Annotated in this window: 21 protein-coding genes; 7 read left to right on the forward strand and 14 right to left on the reverse strand. The window is 33.0% G+C overall.

What is annotated here, in order from left to right:
- Positions 1-883: 883 nt before the first annotated feature.
- Entirely contained in the window at positions 884-1,357 is a 474-nt protein-coding gene (locus AsAng_RS16190) for a hypothetical protein (protein ID WP_264788146.1), read from the forward strand.
- Positions 1,358-1,432: 75 nt separating this feature from the next.
- Here AsAng_RS16190 and AsAng_RS16195 read toward each other — a convergent pair whose 3' ends face one another.
- From AsAng_RS16195 to AsAng_RS16205, 3 genes are all read right to left on the reverse strand, one after another.
- A complete protein-coding gene (locus AsAng_RS16195; protein ID WP_264788147.1) occupies positions 1,433-1,996 on the reverse strand; it encodes an SMI1/KNR4 family protein in 564 nt (187 codons plus the stop codon).
- A 227-nt stretch (positions 1,997-2,223) separates the two neighbouring features.
- On the reverse strand, positions 2,224-2,874 hold the full coding sequence (locus tag AsAng_RS16200) for a hypothetical protein (RefSeq protein ID WP_264788148.1): 651 nt from the start codon (positions 2,872-2,874) through the stop codon (positions 2,224-2,226).
- A gap of 158 nt (positions 2,875-3,032) precedes the next feature.
- Entirely contained in the window at positions 3,033-3,911 is an 879-nt protein-coding gene (locus AsAng_RS16205) for an AraC family transcriptional regulator (RefSeq protein WP_264788149.1), read from the reverse strand.
- A 174-nt stretch (positions 3,912-4,085) separates the two neighbouring features.
- Between AsAng_RS16205 and AsAng_RS16210 the strand changes: the two genes are divergently transcribed.
- Complete coding sequence (locus tag AsAng_RS16210) at positions 4,086-4,472, forward strand: DUF983 domain-containing protein (RefSeq protein WP_264788150.1); 387 nt, start codon at positions 4,086-4,088, stop codon at positions 4,470-4,472.
- 245 nt (positions 4,473-4,717) lie between these two features.
- On the opposite strand, the gene AsAng_RS16215 is transcribed toward AsAng_RS16210, so the two are convergent.
- Positions 4,718-5,323, reverse strand: coding sequence for an HAD family hydrolase (locus AsAng_RS16215; RefSeq protein WP_264788151.1), 606 nt, complete (start codon positions 5,321-5,323; stop codon positions 4,718-4,720).
- A gap of 502 nt (positions 5,324-5,825) precedes the next feature.
- Here AsAng_RS16215 and AsAng_RS16220 point away from each other — a divergent pair.
- Positions 5,826-6,353 (forward strand): hypothetical protein, encoded by a 528-nt coding sequence (locus AsAng_RS16220; protein ID WP_264788152.1) that lies wholly within the window; start codon positions 5,826-5,828, stop codon positions 6,351-6,353.
- Positions 6,354-6,455: 102 nt separating this feature from the next.
- Here the strand turns inward: AsAng_RS16220 and AsAng_RS16225 are convergent, their stop codons facing one another.
- From AsAng_RS16225 to AsAng_RS16255, 7 genes are all read right to left on the reverse strand, one after another.
- The gene (locus tag AsAng_RS16225) at positions 6,456-8,411 is read right to left on the reverse strand and encodes a DUF262 domain-containing protein (protein WP_264788153.1); all 1,956 of its coding nucleotides are present in this window, start codon (positions 8,409-8,411) and stop codon (positions 6,456-6,458) included.
- Positions 8,395-9,900 carry a DUF262 domain-containing protein gene (locus AsAng_RS16230; protein ID WP_264788154.1) on the reverse strand — a complete coding sequence of 502 codons (1,506 nt, stop codon included), beginning with the start codon at positions 9,898-9,900 and terminating at the stop codon, positions 8,395-8,397. The genes AsAng_RS16225 and AsAng_RS16230 overlap by 17 nt, the downstream gene beginning before the upstream one ends.
- A gap of 262 nt (positions 9,901-10,162) precedes the next feature.
- Positions 10,163-10,501, reverse strand: coding sequence for an ankyrin repeat domain-containing protein (locus AsAng_RS16235; RefSeq protein WP_264788155.1), 339 nt, complete (start codon positions 10,499-10,501; stop codon positions 10,163-10,165).
- A 175-nt stretch (positions 10,502-10,676) separates the two neighbouring features.
- Complete coding sequence (locus AsAng_RS16240; protein ID WP_264788156.1) at positions 10,677-11,012, reverse strand: hypothetical protein; 336 nt, start codon at positions 11,010-11,012, stop codon at positions 10,677-10,679.
- A 159-nt stretch (positions 11,013-11,171) separates the two neighbouring features.
- Positions 11,172-11,546 (reverse strand): hypothetical protein, encoded by a 375-nt coding sequence (locus tag AsAng_RS16245; RefSeq protein WP_264788157.1) that lies wholly within the window; start codon positions 11,544-11,546, stop codon positions 11,172-11,174.
- A gap of 5 nt (positions 11,547-11,551) precedes the next feature.
- Positions 11,552-14,185, reverse strand: coding sequence for an SH3 domain-containing protein (locus tag AsAng_RS16250; protein ID WP_264788158.1), 2,634 nt, complete (start codon positions 14,183-14,185; stop codon positions 11,552-11,554).
- A 192-nt stretch (positions 14,186-14,377) separates the two neighbouring features.
- Complete coding sequence (locus AsAng_RS16255; RefSeq protein WP_264788159.1) at positions 14,378-15,463, reverse strand: ligand-binding sensor domain-containing protein; 1,086 nt, start codon at positions 15,461-15,463, stop codon at positions 14,378-14,380.
- A gap of 389 nt (positions 15,464-15,852) precedes the next feature.
- On the opposite strand from AsAng_RS16255, the gene AsAng_RS16260 reads away from it, so the two are divergent.
- From AsAng_RS16260 to AsAng_RS16270, 3 genes are all read left to right on the forward strand, one after another.
- Complete coding sequence (locus AsAng_RS16260; RefSeq protein WP_264788160.1) at positions 15,853-16,716, forward strand: methyltransferase family protein; 864 nt, start codon at positions 15,853-15,855, stop codon at positions 16,714-16,716.
- Between the two features lie 75 nt (positions 16,717-16,791).
- The gene (locus AsAng_RS16265) at positions 16,792-17,460 is read left to right on the forward strand and encodes a hypothetical protein (protein ID WP_264788161.1); all 669 of its coding nucleotides are present in this window, start codon (positions 16,792-16,794) and stop codon (positions 17,458-17,460) included.
- A 117-nt stretch (positions 17,461-17,577) separates the two neighbouring features.
- Positions 17,578-18,594, forward strand: coding sequence for an OmpA family protein (locus AsAng_RS16270; protein WP_264788162.1), 1,017 nt, complete (start codon positions 17,578-17,580; stop codon positions 18,592-18,594).
- 19 nt (positions 18,595-18,613) lie between these two features.
- Here AsAng_RS16270 and AsAng_RS16275 read toward each other — a convergent pair whose 3' ends face one another.
- Positions 18,614-20,101, reverse strand: a complete 1,488-nt coding sequence (locus tag AsAng_RS16275; RefSeq protein ID WP_264788163.1) for a hypothetical protein — start codon at positions 20,099-20,101, stop codon at positions 18,614-18,616.
- A gap of 270 nt (positions 20,102-20,371) precedes the next feature.
- Here AsAng_RS16275 and AsAng_RS16280 point away from each other — a divergent pair, with 270 nt between their 5' ends.
- Positions 20,372-20,872: a hypothetical protein gene (locus AsAng_RS16280; protein ID WP_264788164.1), complete on the forward strand. Its 501-nt coding sequence runs from the start codon at positions 20,372-20,374 to the stop codon at positions 20,870-20,872.
- Positions 20,873-20,953: 81 nt separating this feature from the next.
- Here AsAng_RS16280 and AsAng_RS16285 read toward each other — a convergent pair whose 3' ends face one another.
- Together AsAng_RS16285 and AsAng_RS16290 are read right to left on the reverse strand one after the other, a co-directional pair.
- Positions 20,954-21,109: a hypothetical protein gene (locus AsAng_RS16285; RefSeq protein WP_264788165.1), complete on the reverse strand. Its 156-nt coding sequence runs from the start codon at positions 21,107-21,109 to the stop codon at positions 20,954-20,956.
- Positions 21,110-21,193: 84 nt separating this feature from the next.
- Positions 21,194-22,021 (reverse strand): class I SAM-dependent DNA methyltransferase, encoded by an 828-nt coding sequence (locus tag AsAng_RS16290; RefSeq protein ID WP_264788166.1) that lies wholly within the window; start codon positions 22,019-22,021, stop codon positions 21,194-21,196.
- Positions 22,022-22,023 lie beyond the last annotated feature (2 nt).

Genomic DNA, 22,023 nt, shown 5'->3' on the forward strand with positions numbered 1-22,023 from the left:
AATCATAGATTTTGCAGTTCTTTACATGCGTTAACCGTAAAAATTGTACTCTCTTTATAACATGGCTCTGTACATCTTGTGTTTCGCTCATTTTTCTAGTGTTCCTTCTACTAAAATGCTTATTTTATCTGCTTCATTTTGAAGATTAGAAGGTTTTCTAAAAATTGAAATGACAAAAGGATAGAACTGGAGACGTTGAAAAATGCAAAACATTACTAAAATTGATGTCAATATATCCTTTTGGATGACAAATAAGTCCAATACAGCCCATAAGGAAATAATAACTCCGATTACTAAAACAATACTGCAACCTGGTTTTAGTAGATTTTTATAATATTGAGCACTTTTCCTTCAATAACTTCTATATCAACAGTAGTTGGCTTTTCGCTAGTAATCTTAGTGAAATATCTAATGTTTAAATCCTCGTTATTTTGAATTTGGTAGATATGATTATACTTTGAAATAAGTTTGTAAGGATGGGATATTTTTTCAAACTTACTTTAATCTACGTTTAAAGAGGTAGTTTTTCTTTATCTTATTGTAAATTAATACTCCGTTGATTAGTTAGTGCGCTTTGCTTATGATCGCTTCACTCATTATTCCCTGCGGTCATGAGCGCTGCGCTTAGTTGTTCCCTGTGGTCATGAGATAGTTTTTTAGTTTTTTAGTTCGCTATGCTCATGAGAATAGTTAATAAAAAAGCACCTCACACCACATTGATTATCAACCTTTAACACTTTTAATTGCAAAAATATATGATCCTAATAATCAACTGCGCAGCACTCATGCAATAATGTGATGCGATTAGCTGCGCTGCTACTACATGGTTTTCAACGGAGTAATGTTAGATACAACTTGATGAAAATAAATAGATTTAATTTTAATGGAAGAAAACAAAGTTTTACCTGAAGATTTAAAGCGCTTTTCAAAAGCTATTGCTTTCATGCTTTCTTTTGTTTTAATTTTAGCTTCCACTATATGGTATTTCTTTGCATCAAGTATGGGAAAATATTTTCTTGAGGTACACTTTAGACTAGCTGTTGTTGGCGGATTATTTATTGTTTTTGGTTTCGTGATTTCAATATTGTTGAGGTTTAGAAAAAGCTTTCTTTTAGAATTTATGAATAGCATTTTACTAACTATAAATACTTTAATCATTATTGGTGCTATAGTAATAATATTAGTAGGGTGTTTTACTTCGTTTATGTCACTTTTCTCATCTCTATATTTAGGTCTTGGAGTTTTAATTTTTTCTAAAACACTTAGGTTAACTCAAGGATATTCTCTTTATAGAAGTAGAGAACCAAATTTCTTGATAGACAGTGGTATCCTTGATGACAATTTAAGAGATGAGTAATTTTTTATTCCTTGCATCTAACGGTTTGTGTAAAATATATTTTAATGCATTTTCACACTTTGTTAGCAGTAGGTTTTATTCGTTATTTAACTTGTTTAATAATTCATTAGCCATTAAACCAAAACTATCATATAATTCCTCGAATGAAACAGGTTCATTATATAATGTTTCGTGGTCAAACATAACAATTGGACAATCATTGTTTTTCATGCGATTTGTATCAAAACATACAATACCCCAATCACTATAATCAGCAAAAGGAATGAACCCTTTTTCTATTATTTCTTCAGGTGCCCAATACTCAAAATAATATTCTGTCAGATTGCTTTTCCAATCCCTTATGCAGTGTTTAAAAAAAGTTATTTCAGCAACATTTTCTAATTCATAAAAATGTTTGTATTTCAAAAAATCTATATAAAGTTTAGGGTATTTTAACTTTATACGATTTTCAAGTTCTGATATATCTTGGTCTGTTACTTTACTTGGAATTGCTTTCCAAGGAATCCAGTCACTTTTCTGTTCAACACTTCTGTCAATCATTTCAATCGGCATATTTGCATGCGGGCGAGACATTAAATCAGCTTTTTTAAGACTTGACAATGATCTATCTACATATTCAAAAATTTCTTTTTCATTCATAATTATATGACTTACTGCTAACGGCTCGCGCATATGCATGTAGCACAAGTCATGCGATACTAAATATAGCTGTTCCCCGAGCAAAATCTGCGATTTTGCCAGTAAATTTTTTACAGCTAGTGGCAAAATCGCAGATTTTGCGGTGCGAGACATGCGTTCATTCTTGTAAGACTATTCCCGAGAGGTGCCATTGCCATATGCGCTTTGTTTGTACGCAGTTTTGTTTTTTAATCCCAATTCATGTCAAAGTTTTGGATGTCTTTTTTCCACTTGATTAATTTTTTATCTTGAATTTTCCAATATGAAATTCCATTTCCTGAGGAAGCTGAAATTTGATCTAACTCAAAATAGATATTTATAGAAAAGCTATTATCAGATGATTTTTCTTTTGAGAATTTAATACTATCAATACTGTTTGAACTTTCAATTTTGTCTATTAACTGAAATCCTGATTTCGATTTTTCCCAGATAGCAATATAATATTGGCTATCCCATATGTCTTGGTCTGCACCTATAATGCCAATATATTCTTCTTTAGAAGAACCTCCAATATCCATTTTATATAATTTAGACCAAAATCCACAATTGGCTTCGTATGATACAAGAGAAAAAAAATCAAGGCTATCTTTAGGAGAAATAACTATATTTAGGTCCGTAAAAGGTCTTACTTCTTGATTTATTTTTTCGATAAAATACTCATCAAAGAATTTAAAATCGTCATTTGAAGAGTTTAGGATAATAGGGGGTAAATTAGAAGTGTCTTTTTCCAATTTAAGGTCTGAATTTTCTTCTTTAGATATAGAATTTAAAGTATTGTTTTTACATCCTAAAAGAGTAAGAAAGAATAAAATCCCTAGGCTTTTTTTTAAGACTTTCATTCGGTTTTATTTAGATAGATCTACGTTAGATTTTTTTCGAGACCAGGAATTGCGTACAACTAGTAAATATACACAATGACGTATATATCTTCTATAATATTTTGCTCCTTTAGTAATTTTTTATCCCCTATAATCAATAATGACTTTATCAGGTTGAATTAGTCCAAATATCTAGACTGAAAAACCGATGGATTTTCACCTACCTTTTTCTTGAATAGTCTGGAAAAGTATGAATAATCTTCATAACCAAGCTCGTAGGAAATTTCAGTAAAAGTAAGTTTTCCATGTATCAACAGGCGTTTTGCCTCCAGAATTACTCTTTCTGTAATTAGTTCCGTAGTAGTTTTTCCAACCATTTTTTTCGTTATTCTGTTTAAATGTTTTGGACTAATATTTGATTTCGAAGCATAAAATTGAGGAGATTTCTCTTTCAGAAAGTTCTTTTCAATTAACTCTTCAACCTCTCTAAACTTGATAGAATAGGTATTAACCTTTTTGACGTCTGATTTACTTTCATCTATACAAAGTCTAGATAGTTCGATATAAATTATATCAATTAAGTTGGCTAACTTTTGCCGTTTTAAAATAGAAAACGATTGATATTCAACAACAACTTCCTTAAATAATACTTCCATTTTTTCTTGGTCCTTTCCTTCTAAATAAACGCAAGGTGCATTTTGCGTAGAGTAGAAGAATGGAAAGCTATTGATTCTTCTTCCATTAAAGGACATTTCGTAAAAAGACTTTGAGTGAAAAAATATATACCCCTCTATATCTTCAGATAATTCCCAATGATGTGTTTGTCCTGGATTTAATAAAAATACGCTTCCTGGTTTAATGGGGTAAGAATAAAAATCAATTTCATGAACTCCTGTCCCTTGAGTAAATAATACGGTTAAATAGAAGTCATGTTTATGGGGAACCATTATTGACTTATGATGCAACTCTAAATGTATAGGAAAGTAATTTGCATAGAAAGTGGCATCAGGATTATGATCCTTAAATTCTTTGATGTTCAAAATAGGGAGTTGATTCATAGCTCAGAAAAGTTAAATGTGATTTTAGTCCAAAGTTATGTTTCTTTTGTCCAACATTAAAATTGAAAATGTCCTTTTTGTCCAATTTTTAAAGTTAAATGTTCAATAAAGCTTTATTCCCTTTACATTACTTTTGTAATAGATATTTATTCAACCTTAAACGATAGAATAGTTATGTTAAAAAAAGGATCAAAATTATATAGTATCTCTAAATTTAAATGTCCTCATTGCCACGAAGGAGATTTGTATAAATCTTCCATTGTAGAGGGAATTTACAATATGCACGAAGAATGTACCGAATGTGGTCAATCTTTTGAAATAGAACCAGGATTTTATATCGGAGCCATGTATATTGGTTATGCACTCAGCTCAGGATATATGTTGACAGGGATGGTATTAGCGATCTTTTTGTTAGAATTTACCGTTAACCAAAGTCTTGTTTTAGTGATTTTTGGAGGCATTTTTATACTGCCTTTGATTGCAAGATTGGCAAGAGCGATATGGATTAATATCTGTGTACGTTATAACAAAAATGCTGTTAAAAATTATCGTGCACATTAATTCATAAACTATAGTCCTTCCTTGTATAAATTTAAGCTTTTTTACTTATATCTAATCGACACCGTTTAATGGACAGTCTCATGCTAGACCTGCGCAATACTGTTTCTAAAAGAGGGAAATCAAGTGCTCTAATTTATTAAAATTATACAGGGACTATTTTACCAACTGTACTTGGGGCGTTCACTGCAACAATACGATAAAATTAGTGGTATTCCACAACCCCACTTAATTTTGATTGCTAATTGTTATCTAGAGTTCTTATTAATTTTTATTCCCGATTTCCATCCTCTTTTCTCTATTTCACGAACGTTTTCTATGTTTTTTAGTTTACTTAAGTACTCTAGAAGAAACAATAGTTCATTATCTTCATTTTCGCCTAAATATTCTTTTGGATAAATAGCATTTCCATAGTTATCAATACATTTTTCAGGTGAATCATCTACAAGTAAAACTCTGTTTTTATAAAACCCATGTTTTTTGAGTTTTTTTATTGGTTTTACATAAAAATATGGATTAGAATAATCTTCAGTATGTCTACCAAAATCTTCATTATATCTTTTACTTCTATAAACACATCTACTTCTTCCCCAAACAAACTCTAAAGGGTAATTTTTAGGGAAAATATGCTTTACAATTTCATCTACATAATCATCAGAACCAGAAGACCAAACAGCAACTAAGAAATTTTCTTTTACTGAATTTAGAAATTCTTTTAGAAAAGGCCTTTTATAGATGAAAAAATGAAAAACCTTAAAGTCTTCTTTTTTTTCAAGTGGTTTTTCCCTTCCATGAATTAATGTTTCGTCTAAATCAAGTATGAGTAGCGTTTTATTTTTGTTTTTGAATTTCATTTTCCCTTTTTTTAAAAGAGTAACAGTAGGTCTATCAAATAGGTTCGGTTTAGTGCTAATTCTAGACAACTAATAAATATACGCAATCATAGGAAAGAGGTTTGGGGAGGTTATTTTCTCTTTTTACCAAAAAAAATCTTTCTCATAATAGAAATGATATGTCCAATAAACAAGTGATTTTCTATATTAAATCATTTTATTATAAAATTCAATCTAAACCAAGATAAACCCTTATCTTTAGTTTCTATTTAAGAATCAAATATCAACAAAAATAGTTCTTTCTCACAACAAAGCTATCACACAAAAGCTACCACAGGAAAAGATTGCAAAAAAAATAATTTGTTTCCTCCTAAACTTACTTAGATATTTCAACTTGAATTTTTAGAGGAATAGCAATATTTATAAAAAGTGGATATTTAAGCTTCTTTTTTACAATTACCCTACTTGATAAAGAGCAGATGGTGAGCGTTTTTTGGAGCTTTTCATGCAAAAAAGAATGATTATGACTAGTCCAATACTTGATGATAATAAATCAAAAAAAATATCATTAAATGAGTTTTTTAATGACGATAATCGTCAATTTATTCAATTAGGGTTAGCAATCATCTTTAGCATGCATATACTTGTAGGATTTCATGATACTAACGAGCTTTATAAATATCTTGAGGATAGTAGAAATGTCGATTTTGGGGTATTAACAACTTTTTTGTTCATAATCCAATATATAGGGGGAGGAATGCTCTGTTTTTTAAGTCTATTTTTAGGAGCGTTAATTGTAGGAACTTTTTTTGAGGATATAGATATAAAAGGAAAGTTAGTTATTGGAGGATTATTCATTATTTCTTCGATTGGAATAATCTGTTTATTATCGTTTCTTTCATGGACTTATGTAAGCTACTTAATAACAATTAATACACATCCTCAACTTATTATTCTTTTGCATTGGACATTACCGTATTCCTTAGGATTAATAATTTGGAGTATCCTATTTTGGAGTATTGCCTTTGTTCTAATGCCTAAAGTTTTATAATTGTCCTGTAGACAACATATATTATTCTTAAAAAATCGATAGCTGATATTTTTTTCTGTTTGGAAAAACGTCTACCTCCCCCCTATTCGGTACATTCGGGGGTCAATATTTGTAATGATCCAAAATAATCGCAATCATCTCCTCTTGATGCTTTTTAATTGTTGCTACATTCCAAGTATCGCCATAGGAATTAAAGATATAATATGATTTTAAGGTATCGTAAGTTTCTCTTTTTGCCTTAAACATAGAGCGTTTAACACCAACTGGTTTATTGCTATACTCAGAGTTTTGAGAAACACTCAACAAGACTAAATTACCAAAAGCATGTAAATATTCATCTTCTAGTGTATTCTTTTGGTGATTATCATTTTGTGGATAGATATGCTCTACCGAATTTCTAGAAGTGATTTTGTAATTTTTAAACGATTCATTTTTTTCAAAAGACCAGTTTTTCCAGAGAATGTATTCTAATTTAAAAAACCAATAATGTTTAAAACGAGTGCTGTGCTGCCCATTTAGGTAGGTCTCGATATTTATATCTTGAGCAATGGGCTGATTATCCAACAATAACCAAGATATTTCTTTGTCTGTTGAGCTATTGTTCAAAGAAAAAACATTGTCAATTTTTTCCAAAAAGCTTAAATGTTCTTCGGCATTAGCCTTTAAATCGTTGTGATGATCCAATAGATACCCCAAATAGGTTGTTAACCAATATTGTCGCAAGTAATCTCCTGTAAAGTACAAAACACTTTGAAGCATTAAGCTACTAGATTTCTCATATTTCGTCCTACTATAATAACCGTCTGTATTACGATTAAAATTAACAAGTTCCAAGGTTTCTGTTTTAGTATCCGTATCTGAAATCCATTTAATAATATATTTATCAAACAAATAGCGTATTTCCCATAGTAGATAAAAAAAGCGTTTAATCTCCTCGGCATTATTTCTATCGATCATCCCCTTAAAAATTTCAATTAGGCGAGAAACATGAAAAGTACCTTCAAAATCATTCAACTGTTCTCTCTTTAGATGGATTCTGTAGGTGTGCAATAACAATTGCCCAAAATTGATGATTGATCTACAATAGATTTCTTTTGATGTCCGAGCTTCTTCTTCTTGGTTATTTTTATCAAAATTTGTATAACTTGGAATTTGTTCTATTTCTAAGTCGTCTATCAAAAACGCACTTTGATTGCTTACTGATTCCTGATTGTTTGCTTCCGATTTATATCGAAAAATATTTTTATCAAAAGGGACTAACTGCTCAAAATCAATTGCCTCCCATTGGGTTACAGAAGCAGGAAAAGAACGTCTTGCATTGCGCTCAAAAAAATTGTGCATATTTTCGCATGCTTCCCATATTTTTCCAAATTGCACTTTCTCATCAATAAGTTTAAGAAGATTGGCTTTTACGATATCGGTTTGTTCGAGTTGTACCCCTGCACTGTTGATTGTGGAAAATAACTTATTTAAATCGGTATGCTTGGGCGTTGTATTTTTTATAAGCTGTACCTTTTGAAAGATATAGTCGCCAAAGCCTTTTAGTTCATTGTTGGAAATCTTTTGTTTGATGTAGTTTTGAATAAAAACTAGTGCTTTTGCTATATTTCTTAAATAGGGATGTTCCTCTATATAGCTTTCATCTTTAAAATTATGATCGGCTGTTGCTTGACTCAATAAGTCCTCTAAAAAGGTTCGTATTTCTTCCCGAATTTCAAAGCCCAAACGAAGCTTGTCATCTTTCTTCAAAAAAGAAGAAATTTTAGATTCAGGACAAAGACGACTCAACACAAGTGAAATTAACCAAAGTGATGTAAATCGCTGCTGCCCATCAATTAATTCAGCTTGATCACCTTCTTCTCTAGTTAAAAAAGTACTGATGTAATAAATGGAATCTGGATTATTTTTAAACGAAAGGTGAAAATTATCCAGTAGTTTCTTTAATTGTTCTTCGCCCCATACATAAGGGCGTTGATAGGTAGGAATATAAAAATAATACGCTTCTACTGTTTCTAAACTAACAATCGTAGTATCAAAGGCTTTAGGATTGGTGTGCATATTCTTTTATCTTTTGGGCAATGGCAGTAATCAAATGTTTATCAAAATTTTTAGGCGTTGTTTTGTACGCTTCACTTTGGGCAATATGATCCGCAAAATAGGTCCTTAAGGTATCAATATGCCTAACCTTGGCTGTCTTTTTCTCTTGGTCTATATAGTCGGTATTAAAGGAGTAGGAAAACTTCTTGAGGAATAAGAACAATTCATCAGGGGTAAATACCTCTAAAATATTATCGACAAATTGATTTTCATAGACAAATTTAAAAACGCTATCCTCTCTAACATTACGCCCCTTTGATACTCGTAAGGAATAAATCGCTCTATACAACCACAATGTTGCTTCATATAACCGATAAAAACCAAATCGACTGATATAAGCAATAATAGCAATCTCAAAAAGCTCTTTTAAAAATAAAGTGCCATTCTGCCCATGTAGTACCTTGTCTCTAAATTCATAAAAAGCATCGTCGATTCGATGATCGGTCAATTTCCCAAACAGTATTTCATATAAATGGATATAATCGTTCACATAATCCAGGGTATTGTTTCCATCAGACAAAGGCTGTTTGAGCTGTTTATAACTACTTTCGTGCATTTGCAATAACCTCCCTCCTTCATTCTTCACTGCACTATAGTAATAAGAAATATCTTCCTTGTTTTTTAGAGTATTCAGGGTATATTCGTCAATGATGACCGTTTTTATTTCTTGTTTATGCTTATAAAAGGGAAATAAGCGCCATTTTCGATTGTCCCAGCAACGAATTTTGGTTAACAATTGCACTATTTTTTCAACATTTGCGCTATCGATAGATTCCCAACGTTTTGCTTGATAGTTGACAATTTTCTTACGATCTATGGCTCTTAAATGATGGGCTTTTAAAATGTCGCTTCCCCCTAAGCGTACCCCTCCTGTATTTTGTGTTTCAAAAAAGGTATAGGCCAAATCTTCGGTTTCTGTAATGATAAGGGTTACATTGATTTGATTAAAATCAATCGCACTCAACACATCTACATCACGGTACTCAAATATATCTTTATTGACAACCGCCTTAAGGTAGGATAAATTGTATTTGATGTTTTCAATGCTAAGTGCTGCACTATAACCAATACCGCTTTTAAAAGTTGGCTCTTTGATTTTTTGTAGTAACAAAGCGGTTGTAATGCGTTGTTGTCCATCAATTATTTTGAGTTCTTTGCCATCATGATGCAGGATAATACTGCCCAAATAATACATCGGTTTATCCTCTTTTTTATGCTGGTGATAGTCAATCAAATCATTCAACAATTGATTGATTTGTTTTTCTTTCCAAACATAAGGGCGCTGATATTCTGGAATAGATAGTTGCCCTGAAAATGCTCCTGTTTTGGTTTTTATTTCTTGATGCTTGCAATTCAGCAACTCCTTCAAGGTGCAACTAGCTACTTGCACTGCTGAAGCTTGTCTAGCTACGGTTTCTTCGCTTGTGGATTGGTCTTCTACTCCTTGCATTTCTATTGGATGGTTTAGGCTAGCTATTTATTTTGTTGATTTTATTGGACACCTCTTTTAAATATTTAGAATAGATCAAGTTGCTCCTTCTGGGGTGGAGTTATCCATTTTTTGCTTTTATTTGCTAGACTTTCATTTTAGTAAATTATTACTTGTGCTCAAATTAGAGGGAATAAATGACAAAAAGTGAGCGCTACAGCAGTTCATTTAGGCAGACTTCTCCTATCTATGGCATCCCAAAGAGCAGGTCTAAAAAAGCATTTTATTGTTTTTTTTCTTTTTTCCAAAACAGAAGCGATTGGAAAAAGGATTTATAATAGGGTTTTAATAATTTGATGGCTGCATCATTTTTCTGTAATTGCGCAACCTTTAGAGGGGTATCATTACTAAAACCAGCTTTTAGGTGTGGGTTTGCACCATTTTCGAGAAGAAATTTTGTGATTTCAACATGCTTATTTTCTATACTTTCAATAAGTGGCGTTGTCAGCAACTCAGGGTGCTGATAATTGGGATTCACCCCTCTTTGAATGTGATACTTTAGCAGTTCAAGATCTCCTGTTTGACTTGCATAAAGCATTTCTTTCCAATCTCCTGCAGCCATAGTTTTTAGATTGTAGTGTTTTGAAAAAGAGATTTTTTGTTAGGTTTTACCGTTTAGATATAAACGAAGTAAGCCCCCTCCTCAAAAACATACTTTTTGAGTTAATTCCACTGTCCGTTAGTAAGACTAAAAAGCTCACTTAACGGACAGTGTATTTTATTGTTCGCCGAAAAAATTATGCATAATCAGCATGACGAAGATTAAACGACTCAAAATTTCCATCTTTTTCTAATTCGTATTCCAAATCATAGATTAAGTCTTCTGCCTCCAATTTAGCGATTAAATGATCAACAAATTCCTTAAATTTTAATTCTTCTCCATTATAATTCATACTCAAATAAATTCCTTCAGAGACAGGAGCTTGTTCAGCAGAAAGGTCTATAAGTTCACCTTCAGAGATAAAAACCGTTCCTTGCTCTATCAGTGAAGATTCATTTTGAGGGTAGGTTTCTTTTATAACCTCTTGTATTTGTTCTAACGTTACATTTAATATCGTGCAATATATATTCATTTTTATTTAAGGGCTTACTAAAGGTCTAATCTATGCTTCCAATTTTGTCCTTTAGCATTCAATCCAAGGCAATACCAGACTTATTTTTATAAGCAAGTGAGTCTTTACATTCAGAGCTATCTAGCATTGAGATAAAGATTTTCATCTAATTTACCCTCATTATAAATCAGGATGCTGCAATTCATATTCTTCCCCTTCAACACCGCCAATTACTTCATTGTATTCAAATTCATACTTTATGTTTTCTGCCTGAAAAACAGAAGCCAATTCTTCTAAAAAAATCGTTGCATTCTTCACATTATCTTTATATTCCGAATTGATATTATAATCGTCTATTTTTGGACTTTTATGGTTATTCAAACTAAAAATATAAATCTCATGTAAATCATCTTCATAGTTAATTTCTTCACCAACAACTCTATGTTTTAGACGTATCTTTTCTTCATTCTTTAATACTTTTTTGAATATTGCTATCAATTGGTCATAATTGGTATCAAAAAAAGTCCCTGATATTAATGTCTTTACCATTTCCATTTCTACTATAATTTTATATTAGGTTCTAAATCTAAATTTCCTCCTTTGGTCATAAAAGAAATATCTTCTACATTTAAGTGAGGATAATTCTCTGCCATTTGTTTCCTTAAATCTCGTAATCCTAGTATAATTTCGGGTTTTGTTGTTTTCGAGCTGATCTTATTCTCTAATAAGGCATGTGCAAAAGTACGAGCCTTTGAATTATACCCTGAAGTATTATTTCTTATATCTCTTGCTAGTTCAAAAAGCTCATCCGCATTTATATTAGCCAAATTAATTGCTTCCCCTGACTTTGTTTTTACCTTTCCATCAAAAGCTTTTACTAAATAATCATTAAAATTCGAATTATTTATAAAGACTACCAAATCCACATCTCCTGCCTTAGGCGTTCTCAAAGAAGAACCTTGGATTCGAACATCGCCATTGGAAACCCCTATATCGCTTAAGCCTTTCTTGAGATCATTCGAGAACTGCTTAAATTCTTCTAAACTAGTAAATTTGTAAGGATAACCTCTTTTCTGCACCACATTTACCCAATTGTCCATCTGTTGGATTAATTCGCTGGAAGAAAGAGGTTTTGCGTCTCGACAACTGATAAAGAGCAAATCATCAATCTCCGTATTGGAAAGATTTAATGCTTTTCCTTGTTCGATAATGGCACTTAATTCTTCATCTGTATGTCGCAGTGTAAAGCCTTTAGCGTTGTTGATTCGTTCTGTTAATTTAGATTTGGCCGCTGACAATAAAGGTCCCACTTCTATATTATCTTCATTGAGTGTTCGTCCACCACCATCTCTATCTCCGTCCATTCTCATGTTCTGAGGACCATCATGATCCAACAAATCATTCCGTTTAATATTCAATACTTGACCATCTGGCGTAACAACTTGCTTAGGCAATACCACATCTCCTACGTCATTTAGCATACGCTGCGAAACCACTGCTAAATCATCGCCAAAACGTCCAATTGTATTATTAATTTTACTTGTAGCTGCTACAATTTTAGCTCCAACTCCCGTTGCTTTTAGGGCATTAATTGCTCCTCCTGTAAAGACCGCTAAAATAACCTCAAAAGCAATTTGTCCAATGCCATTTCCTATGGTTCTTCCTTGCTCAAAGGGAGATTTTTGTTTAAACTCTTCCCACCAATTATCAGCGGTTTGAGGTAAGTTTTTAATAAATTCCCAAATGGAAGATAAGATTTCACCTAACTTGCTAAACAATTCGCCTTGAAAAGCAGCTTTCACAAGATCCCAAACCATTTTTAACAAATCGGGAACCGCTTTTAAGGTATTAACTAAGCCATCCCATAAGCCCTCTAATAAGCCTACATTATAACCTCCATACATTTTTAGGAAGTCTATGGCTCCTTCAAACTTATCTCGAATCGATCCTGAGCTCACAACACCCGCCTCTTTCATTTGCAAAATTAAGGCTTCATTAGGCAGTATAATATTCATTCCTGAACGAATCCCTATGTTTTGATAGATGCTTCGAGCTTCCTCTTCGGTAGAATTAAGCAACAACCTTTCCCACCAAGATAAGTTATGTTCTTCCTCTTCGTAATAAATCGCTGCTCGTCCATCATTCATAAAAGCAACGGCCTGAATAATCAAACGGGCATCTTGTTCCTGAACAAAACTGCTGCCATATCGATCTTGTACCAAATCACCTAAATTAGCATGCTCTTTACCAATCATTGTCAGATCCGATTGGGCTAAATTAGCCGCAGTTCTATCTGATATTCCTTGGGTAACATAATCTGAATTGATCCATCCTTCCTTACCATCTGCCGTTTGGATTAGTGACCAACTCGATTCATAAGCATATTCTCCAACAAGTGTTACATCAGTATCATAGTTTAAGGTAAACTTCAACTTAGAGTTCTTAGTAGGTCCTGAATAAATACGCACCCCGCTGACATCTTGATTATGATGAATTCCTTTATCTTCACTCCTATCCTGATGTTCTAGTGTTTGCCTACCTTCTGCAATTGCCAAATCATTGGCTGTAGCTGATATTTTTGCAGGTCTATTGATTTCTTCTTTTACATCAAAGCCTTCTACCCGCTCTATACTACTCCCTTCTTCTGTCACTGCAATTCTAGGAAAACTATATTGATCTAAAGCCAATAACGTTTGTTGTCCAAAATCTCCATCTGTCCCAAGTCCTTCTTCTCCTTGAAATTTCTTTACCAATGCAATTGTTTCTTTTCCATAAACTCCATACTGCCCAATATCTTCCCTAGGATATAGTTTTTTCAACGCCTGCTGTATCGCAAAAACACCTGCGCCACTAGATCCCTTAACAAAGCGATCATTGGGCAACATAGCCAACGTTCTTAAGCGCATATGCTGCTTAAACAAAGGCGACTTTAAGCTAGTTTGAGCAGTAAGCTCATTAGACTGCATAGCGGTCATATTTGCTTCTTCACTTGTATTGACTCCTGCGATCCATTCTGTCATAGCAAGTGCATCAGGGCTATTATCTGCTGCATTTTGCATTTCGATTGCTTCTGCTGTTTCTAGACTAATATCCGTCAATTCTTGCTCTTGATTGGTGCTATTTTGTTCTACTGTTTGCTGATTTACATGCCCTTGCCCCTGCTCTTGTTCTTCATAATCATTTTCTAAACCCATTATTTTATGCCTTTATACATCTTAGTAATTCTATTTAGAATTTAAATTAGTAAAAATAATGAATTGCAAATCATCAAATAGCTTTTTTTTTTATGTTCTTACTCAAAAAAATGATTCCTTCATTTGAACCAACAAATGCTTATAAATAGTAGCTTGTTTTTCTTTATTTTTTGCCTATTCCGATTTTGATTTTCATTCCCAAGGTCCGTCTTTTGTCACAGGTCTAAAAGAGCCTTCATCATAACGAAATAACCCTCCCCATCCTCCAAACCAAAATCGGTTTTCCTTGTCTCTATAAATACTCAAAATTAAGGCATCCAATCCTTCTTTTTTATAATAATGGCTAAAAGAATTTCCATCATATCTATAAACGCCATTATTTTCTACACCGAACCAAACATCACCATTATTATCCTCAAAAAAGCCACTCACTTCAACACCATTTACTATTTTGTCCTTGGTGTAATTGGTAAATTTTTTGCCGTCATATTTTGATACGCCCCCAAAAAAAGTACCGATCCATATATTTCCTTTACGGTCTAGCATTAATTCATAAATCGTATTATCACAAAGCCCCTTTTCTGTTGTAAAGTGTGTAAAGGTTTTGCCATTGTATCGGCAAATACCAAACCCATCCGTCCCCAACCATAGATTTCCTTCCTTATCTTCAATGATTCCCGTTATTCGGTCAGGAGAATAGATGACATTGGCTTCTTTTACTGCTGGTTTAGGGACAGCAATGTTTTTAAACTCATTTCCATCAAAACGACTTAGCCCTTCATTATGCCCTATCCAAATCATTCCATCTGAGTCTATCCATAAGCTCCAAATCTCGCTATTGGGCAATCCATGTTCTTCTGTAAAAACAGTAAATGATTTTCCATCATATTTATTTAATCCGCCCCCTGTTGCAAACCAAAGATTACCTGCCTTATCCTCCATAATTCCAGTTACTCTTCCACCACTAAATCCTTCCTTTTTTGTAATGTATTTTAAGGTCTCTCCATTATAGCGCATTAAATCGTATACATTGGTTCCAAACCAAAGATTACCTTTACTGTCTTGAAAGATTTTACGCAAATGTTGGCATAATTGTCCTTCCATAAAAAAAAGTGGATCTTTGATTTCGGTTGTTATACTTGGGTTTAAGGTTGTAGGTGTATTGTTTTCGATTTTGGATGGCTGCGCTACTTGCCCATTAGACGGGGGTATTCCAATCGTTGAGATTATTAAAATCAATGCTGTTACTCTATGAAATGCTATTTTCTTTTTTTTCATTGGATACTTTTTTAGGATGGAGAACGCCCCTTTTATATACTTATACCACAGAATCATACCCATCTAAGATAAATAATCTTGAGCAAAAAATCTAAGCTTTAGTGCGGTCTTACATCTCCCTTGAATAACTCCTTATTCCGCAGGATCAATGCTATTGATAATAAAGATAAACATAGTTCCTTTATTCATTAACTTTCAATCCAAAACAGTCTAATTTATTTCAGGAGAGCTGCTTCAAGTTATTCGCAACTCAAAAGATAAACGTATATCCCTATTGTTTCACTAATTATATTTGTTATTTTTTGATCTTTCATTTAAAAGTTTCCTATTTTTATTCCTTATAATATCCTGTATTGTAAGGCATTTGTATAAAATTTAAATCTTAAATATTGAAAGGAACAGCTTACCTATTACAAGCCAGTTTGATCATGCTTTGGTGGATCGGTTTATCATTGGATTCCACCTTTTACAACGCATTTCAGTTTCCTGGAATTGGTTCCAATGCCTTTAATTCATTCTTTGCCCCTGATATACTTGTTGTGACCTTTCTTTCGATTGTTCGAGCTTATAAGCATGTAAGAGAATTAGAGTTTGTAATTCTTGGAGGGTTTGCATTTGGCACATTCTATTGCATTAATGCTACTATACTCACTCATGGAGGATACTTGCCAACAACGCTAATGATTTTGGGACTATTTTATAATCTGTTTCTAATTTTTCAAGAAAACATTTTTCGAGAATCTCAGTCAAAAAGTTTTGTTATGAATGGTTTAAAAACACTTGTTCAAATCATTTGTATCTGGTTTATTACGCTCTTTTTCTTTCCATGGCTTCTGCTCCAAGCTTTTGCCCCCAACACCCCTTTCCTACTAGAACCTTATTTTGCTATAGGCTCCCTACTTTTTGCTCTATTTAGTATTTTGGGGCTTACAAGTGCCTACATCATGGTAAAAAATGGCAAAGGCACTCCACTCCCAATTGATCAGACAACAAAATTGGTTTTAACGGGCCCTTATCGATACGTTCGAAACCCCATGGCAATTGCTGGAGTAGGTCAAGGAATTGCTGTAGGTATTATCTTCACTTCCATGCCAATTTGTATCTATGCTTTAGTTGGAGCCCTTCTTTGGCAATTGGTTGTTCGACCAATAGAAGAGAAAGATTTACTAAAACGATTTGGGGAAGAATATGAGCATTATCAACAAAATATCCCTTGTTGGATTCCCCGATTTAAGAATAATACAACAACATAATTAGCGCAAAAAATCTCTTGATTATGTTTATATCTGTTTCAATATTAAAAAGTAGTTAACCCATCATCTCAACCCATGGAAACCTTATTTACATTCTTAGCATTCACCGTTTCCTTCCTATTATTTTGGAGGATTTATCACTATCAAAAACAAAATAAAATCTTTAATAAATTAACGAAGGAATGGCTTTCCCTTTCTCAACAGTTAAACTTAAAAACTAACTTTAATGAACTTCCTAAACCTTCCCTATTAAAGCAGATGCCTAAGCCCAAAATGTGGGGAAAATTAGATGCGTCTAATATAAAAATAGAACTCCATTACTTCAACAGCCTCACCATAAAAATAGCATTAGAAAATCCAACCGATATTGAGTTTTCGCTTGGAAGAAAAAGAAGCAATTTATTTGGATCGATTTTCTCAAAACTGAGCAAGGAAAAAAAGTCCGTTTTTGATCAAAATTTTCACCTTTTTATCCACCCCAACTATAAATCTTCAATCCTTTTCTCCCCTGCTATCAAAGCCGAAGTAATGGAGGTTTTTGGTTCATCTATGGACGGAATACTCCTACTGGAACGTCAAGAAAAACATTCGTTGCCAATGACTGATCATATACTGGACTCAAGAGCTGATCATCTCCTTAGTTACTCTAGAGATAACTTTAGAATGCAAGATCAAGCAGAACAAAAACAGGTTCAGAAAATCATCCTTCTTATGTCTAAAATCATGTCTGAAATCGAATGCTAAATAATGCTTTTTTAGTTGAATGGTAATTAGTGTAGTAAAAAAAGAACTCTTGGTTGTAACCTTTTCTTTAAGTTGCATTGTATAAGGGTACTTTTTAAAAACATCAATCTAATACGAATGTTAATTATTATTCTTCTTATCCTTTCTATGTCCTTTTGTTGGGGGCAGCAAGATAACTTGGTTCCCAATCCCAGTTTTGAGCAAACCCGCTCTAATCCATCAGGATACACCTCTACCAATAAGTCGTTTGCTGTCGCTGTTCCTTATTGGGTTTCGCCAAGCCACGCATCACCCGACCTCATTACACCAAAATTCCAAATTTCAATTTTTGACCAAAGAGTTCCTTATGGAAAGTCCAGTAATAATATGGCCGCATTAAAAATCAGCAAAGATAAAATAATCTATGCGGAATATGTCATGGCTAAACTTAAGGAACCCATTAAGAAAGGACGAAGTTACAAAGCTGAATTTTGGTATATGCACTTGGCTTATAGGCTGAGCGCAAATACCGTAACCCCTTCTTATGTTAACGCTAACTTTGGGATGGCTTTTTGTCAAGGGCAACATTTCTTAACCACTAAATTTTTGGCAGCAAAACCGCAGATAAACGATTCAGATACCGCCCGTACAGAACCCTTTGTTTGGAAAAAAATAACAGGGACATTTCAGGCTGATAAAGATTATACCCACATTTGTATTGGTCAATTTGAACCCGCATCAGAACATGTTTTACATGGTTATATAGCTATTGATGAAGTTTATGTATCAGAAATTAAGCCCCTAAAATTGGAAGCAGGCAAAGCCTTAATCTTAGAAAATATTACCTTCAAAAGTGGAACAGCTATTCTTGAAAAAGGAGCTTTTGGCGCTTTACTAGAATTGTCTAGCCTTTTGATAAAAGATACAAATATAAAACTCTCTATCAATGGTCATACAGATGATGTAGGAGCAGCAGATGCCAATCAAGTTCTTTCTTTAAATAGAGCCAAGGCGGTTTATGATTTTCTTATTGAGCAAGGTATTTCAAAAAAGCGGCTTAAATTCAAGGGACTTGGCGAAACTGAACCAATTGCTACCAACAAAAGTAAGGAAGGGCAACAAAAAAATCGTCGGGTGGAGTTTTTGGTTGAGTAAATCAAGTTTATTCTGTCGGTTATAATTTCCAAAGTAGATCACTTCTGTAATCCTTAAATGGGATTTTATGGTTACTATAATTTTTGTGCGCACTTCTGCCCGCCCCCTCTTCGTTTAAACTGCTGCTCGATTTAGAAATTGTTGCTAAGAACCAATTTTTACCTTTTTTGTTATATTCAAAGCTTACATCGGTATAATCTCTATCACTAGAACCATAGGCACTGCTAAATTGAACCGTGCCTTTATCAATGGATATACTTTCATTTTCATCATAAGAATCTCCAACTGGACCACTACAGTCCTTGCATTGAAATAGAAATTTATTGGTTGCTTGAACCCTATAAACCAAGGGGGATTCTTGTATCAACAAAGCCGTAAGCCTACAAAAGCTGTTATCATCCATATAGTCCCCAAAACTTGGATCACATATTTTTTCTAAAACAACTACCGCATCTTCTTTGTCATCTAGGTTCAAATCTCCTGTTACAACATCAAGTATGCTGTAATCTGCTAACTGTTTTTGAATTGCTTTTTCTATAGACAAAAGGGGAAATGGTTTAGTTTTTACTTCCTGTTTATAATAATCAAAATGGTAATTGATTGTTTTAATTAGTCCTGTTTCATTCTTTAAATAGCTGTTGTATTTAGATGAAAAATCATACCACTTTGTAGTCACTAAAACACCATCTTTGTAAATATCCTTTTGGGTAATCCAAGGGGTCTTTTTTTCTTTGATCCAAAGGAGGTTGTTTTTATATAAATAAGAGATGGTGCTATCCCTATTCTCTACTTTTACGAGTCTATTTTTGCTGTCGTAATGATAGATAAACGTATTCCGTAAAAGTGGTTGATTTAAGGACTTCGTTTTTGTTAGAGCATAGCTTTTTTTTGATAAAAGCAACTTAGTTTCCGAATCATAAGTATAAATGGTCTTAGAAATATCTTCTGTTGCCGATTTTTTATACCGTTCTCCAAGGAGTAATCCCGCTTGGTTATAATTCTTCAAAACCCATTTTGCAATTTTATAGTCAGATGCATAGGCAGACTGATCCTCGTCAAGATAATTTCTAACTTCTTTTATTTCCTTAACTTCTGAAATTCGCTTGTGGGAATCTTTGTAATAATACGTTTTGGTTTCTGCTAAATTTAGCCCAAATGTTCTTTTAAGGGTATAATTCTTATTGTGCTGATAAATTGTCGTATAACTAGGGTTATCGTCAAAATCATGCACTGTATCTTCATAGTATTCTACCAATTGTACTCTTCCTATAATGTCATAAAACAGCTTCGCTCTTAGAAACTCTTCTCCTTCCTGCTCGCCTATATCTAACTTATAGTACGTTTCAATTTTTAGCCCTTGCCTATTATAACGATGCGTAGTTTTTGAATATTCTATTATCCCATCTTTGCGAATTGTTTGTCCCCAATCGATCCTTTGTTGAATTGTTTGGGCGGATGTAAGAAAAAATGAATGTATAAACAAGGTTATAAAAACGAATCGATTCATAAATTAAAATTTAGCAAACATAGATCAACTGGCTTATTTTTACGTTTTTCACTCCTTTCCACAAAATTTAAATGCCAGAAAAAATTGAGGAACAAAATAATATATTTTTGATAAATAAATTGTATCTTTTGAAAAGAATAGATAGATAAAACCCTAATCTAAAGAGGCAAAACACCTCTTATACTATTGATTTTTAAGCCAATAAAACACTTTTAAATAACTAAAAATATCATATAAGTTTTATTCAGCAAACACAATCAAATTGATATTATGACAAGTTTTAGAATTCGACCTCGTTTTAGGTTTACCACTCAATCTACGCCCGAAGATATTAAGAAAGAAATGATTCAAAAAATCAATTCTCATCACCAAAGGTTCACCTCTAAAGCTGTCCAAAATCATTTTATTGTTAGTATAGAAGGAAAGGAAAAACACTATTGGTCACCAGAGTTGCATGTTGTTTTTGAAAAACTTCCAAAAGGGAATACATTAATAAGGGGACTCTATGGTCCCAACCCCAATGTCTGGACTTTCTTTGCTTTTATGTATGGTTTTGTTGTGCTGTCTATTTTATTTTTAGGGATATACGAAGGCTGCCAATATAGCCTAGGCATTCTTGATTCTTTTTCTTGGGGAATTCCTATCTTGACAGTAGTAGGCATTTTATTCTATCTTGTTAGCCAAATAGGGCAAAAACTTGCCGCTGAGCAAACATTTGCCATACACCATTTTTTGGAAGATACTTTACATGCTCATATAGAAATAGAATAAATGACAGCCCTTACAAATGCTCTTGATTAACAAATATCCAACTTTTGTCGCTTTCTAGATTCTTTTCTAAAGCAGACAGCTTTATACTTTTTCAAAATTAAATACTAAGTATAAAAATAAGCCTCCAAAAAGAAGTAAACCAATAAGTCCAATAATCAACAATGCCCCTCCTACCCAAACAAAAAGACTATATCGTTTATTGCCATCTTTATCTGTATTTGGGTTATTGGTGTCCATATTATTTAAATTAACAAAAAATAGTTTACTTTTATACTCTATTTTGCTTCCCTAATAAGACATACTGATGTTGTTTTGTATGCTTTATTTTTTTTGCTCAACAATCAATATTTGATCTGCAATAGTGTTGTACACAGGCTTAAACAATCTTCCAAATTCAACCTCTCTTCGTCTTTTAAGTTTTTTAACATTGGGTGCATAGCCAGTCTGATAAGGTGCTGTTGTTGTCAAAATTGGATGCGCTGAACAAAACTCTAATTCCTTTGTTCTCAATTTTTTCAATTTGCGATTCGACCTTAAATACATCCTATATCGTTCTCCCTTTATAGGTACTGTAAGTGTTTTTTTTAGTCTTAGTAAGCTTGCTCCAAATTGTCTACTTTTTATACGATAAAGAAATTCTCCAAGACAAAATGGTGTTAGATGGGCCGTAATTAGATACCCACCCTTTTTTAAATAGTTTGATAATATTTGATTGACTTTTAAGAATGAATCATCGTCAATATAAGAATAGCCACCAGTAATTGAATAAATTAAATCAAATTGATTTTCTTTAAAAGTTGCTTTTCCTAAATCTTCCATCATTGATTGATAAAGCCTAATATTTCCTTTTTTATATGCTTTTTGATAACTTTCACAAGCTTTGTTTAACATGCCTCCCGATCCATCTGTGCCCACTATTTTATAGCCCTCTGACAAAAAAAAGGGAAAATCATTCCCCGTTCCACAATTGAGGTCTAGAACTTTTTTGTTTTTGCCTTCTGGTATATAATGTTTCACAATATCATGTGCTAAATCTTTAGTAAGCGAATAAATCGTATCAGGTCTTAACAATTTAGAATAACTTAGGGCGTATTTATCCCATCCTGAATCGTAAGCAAACTGTTTGTTGTATTCATAAGGTTTAAGCATAA

Origin of the sequence: Aureispira anguillae (genome assembly GCF_026000115.1) — a bacterium.
Classification (GTDB): Bacteria; Bacteroidota; Bacteroidia; order Chitinophagales; family Saprospiraceae; genus Aureispira; species Aureispira anguillae.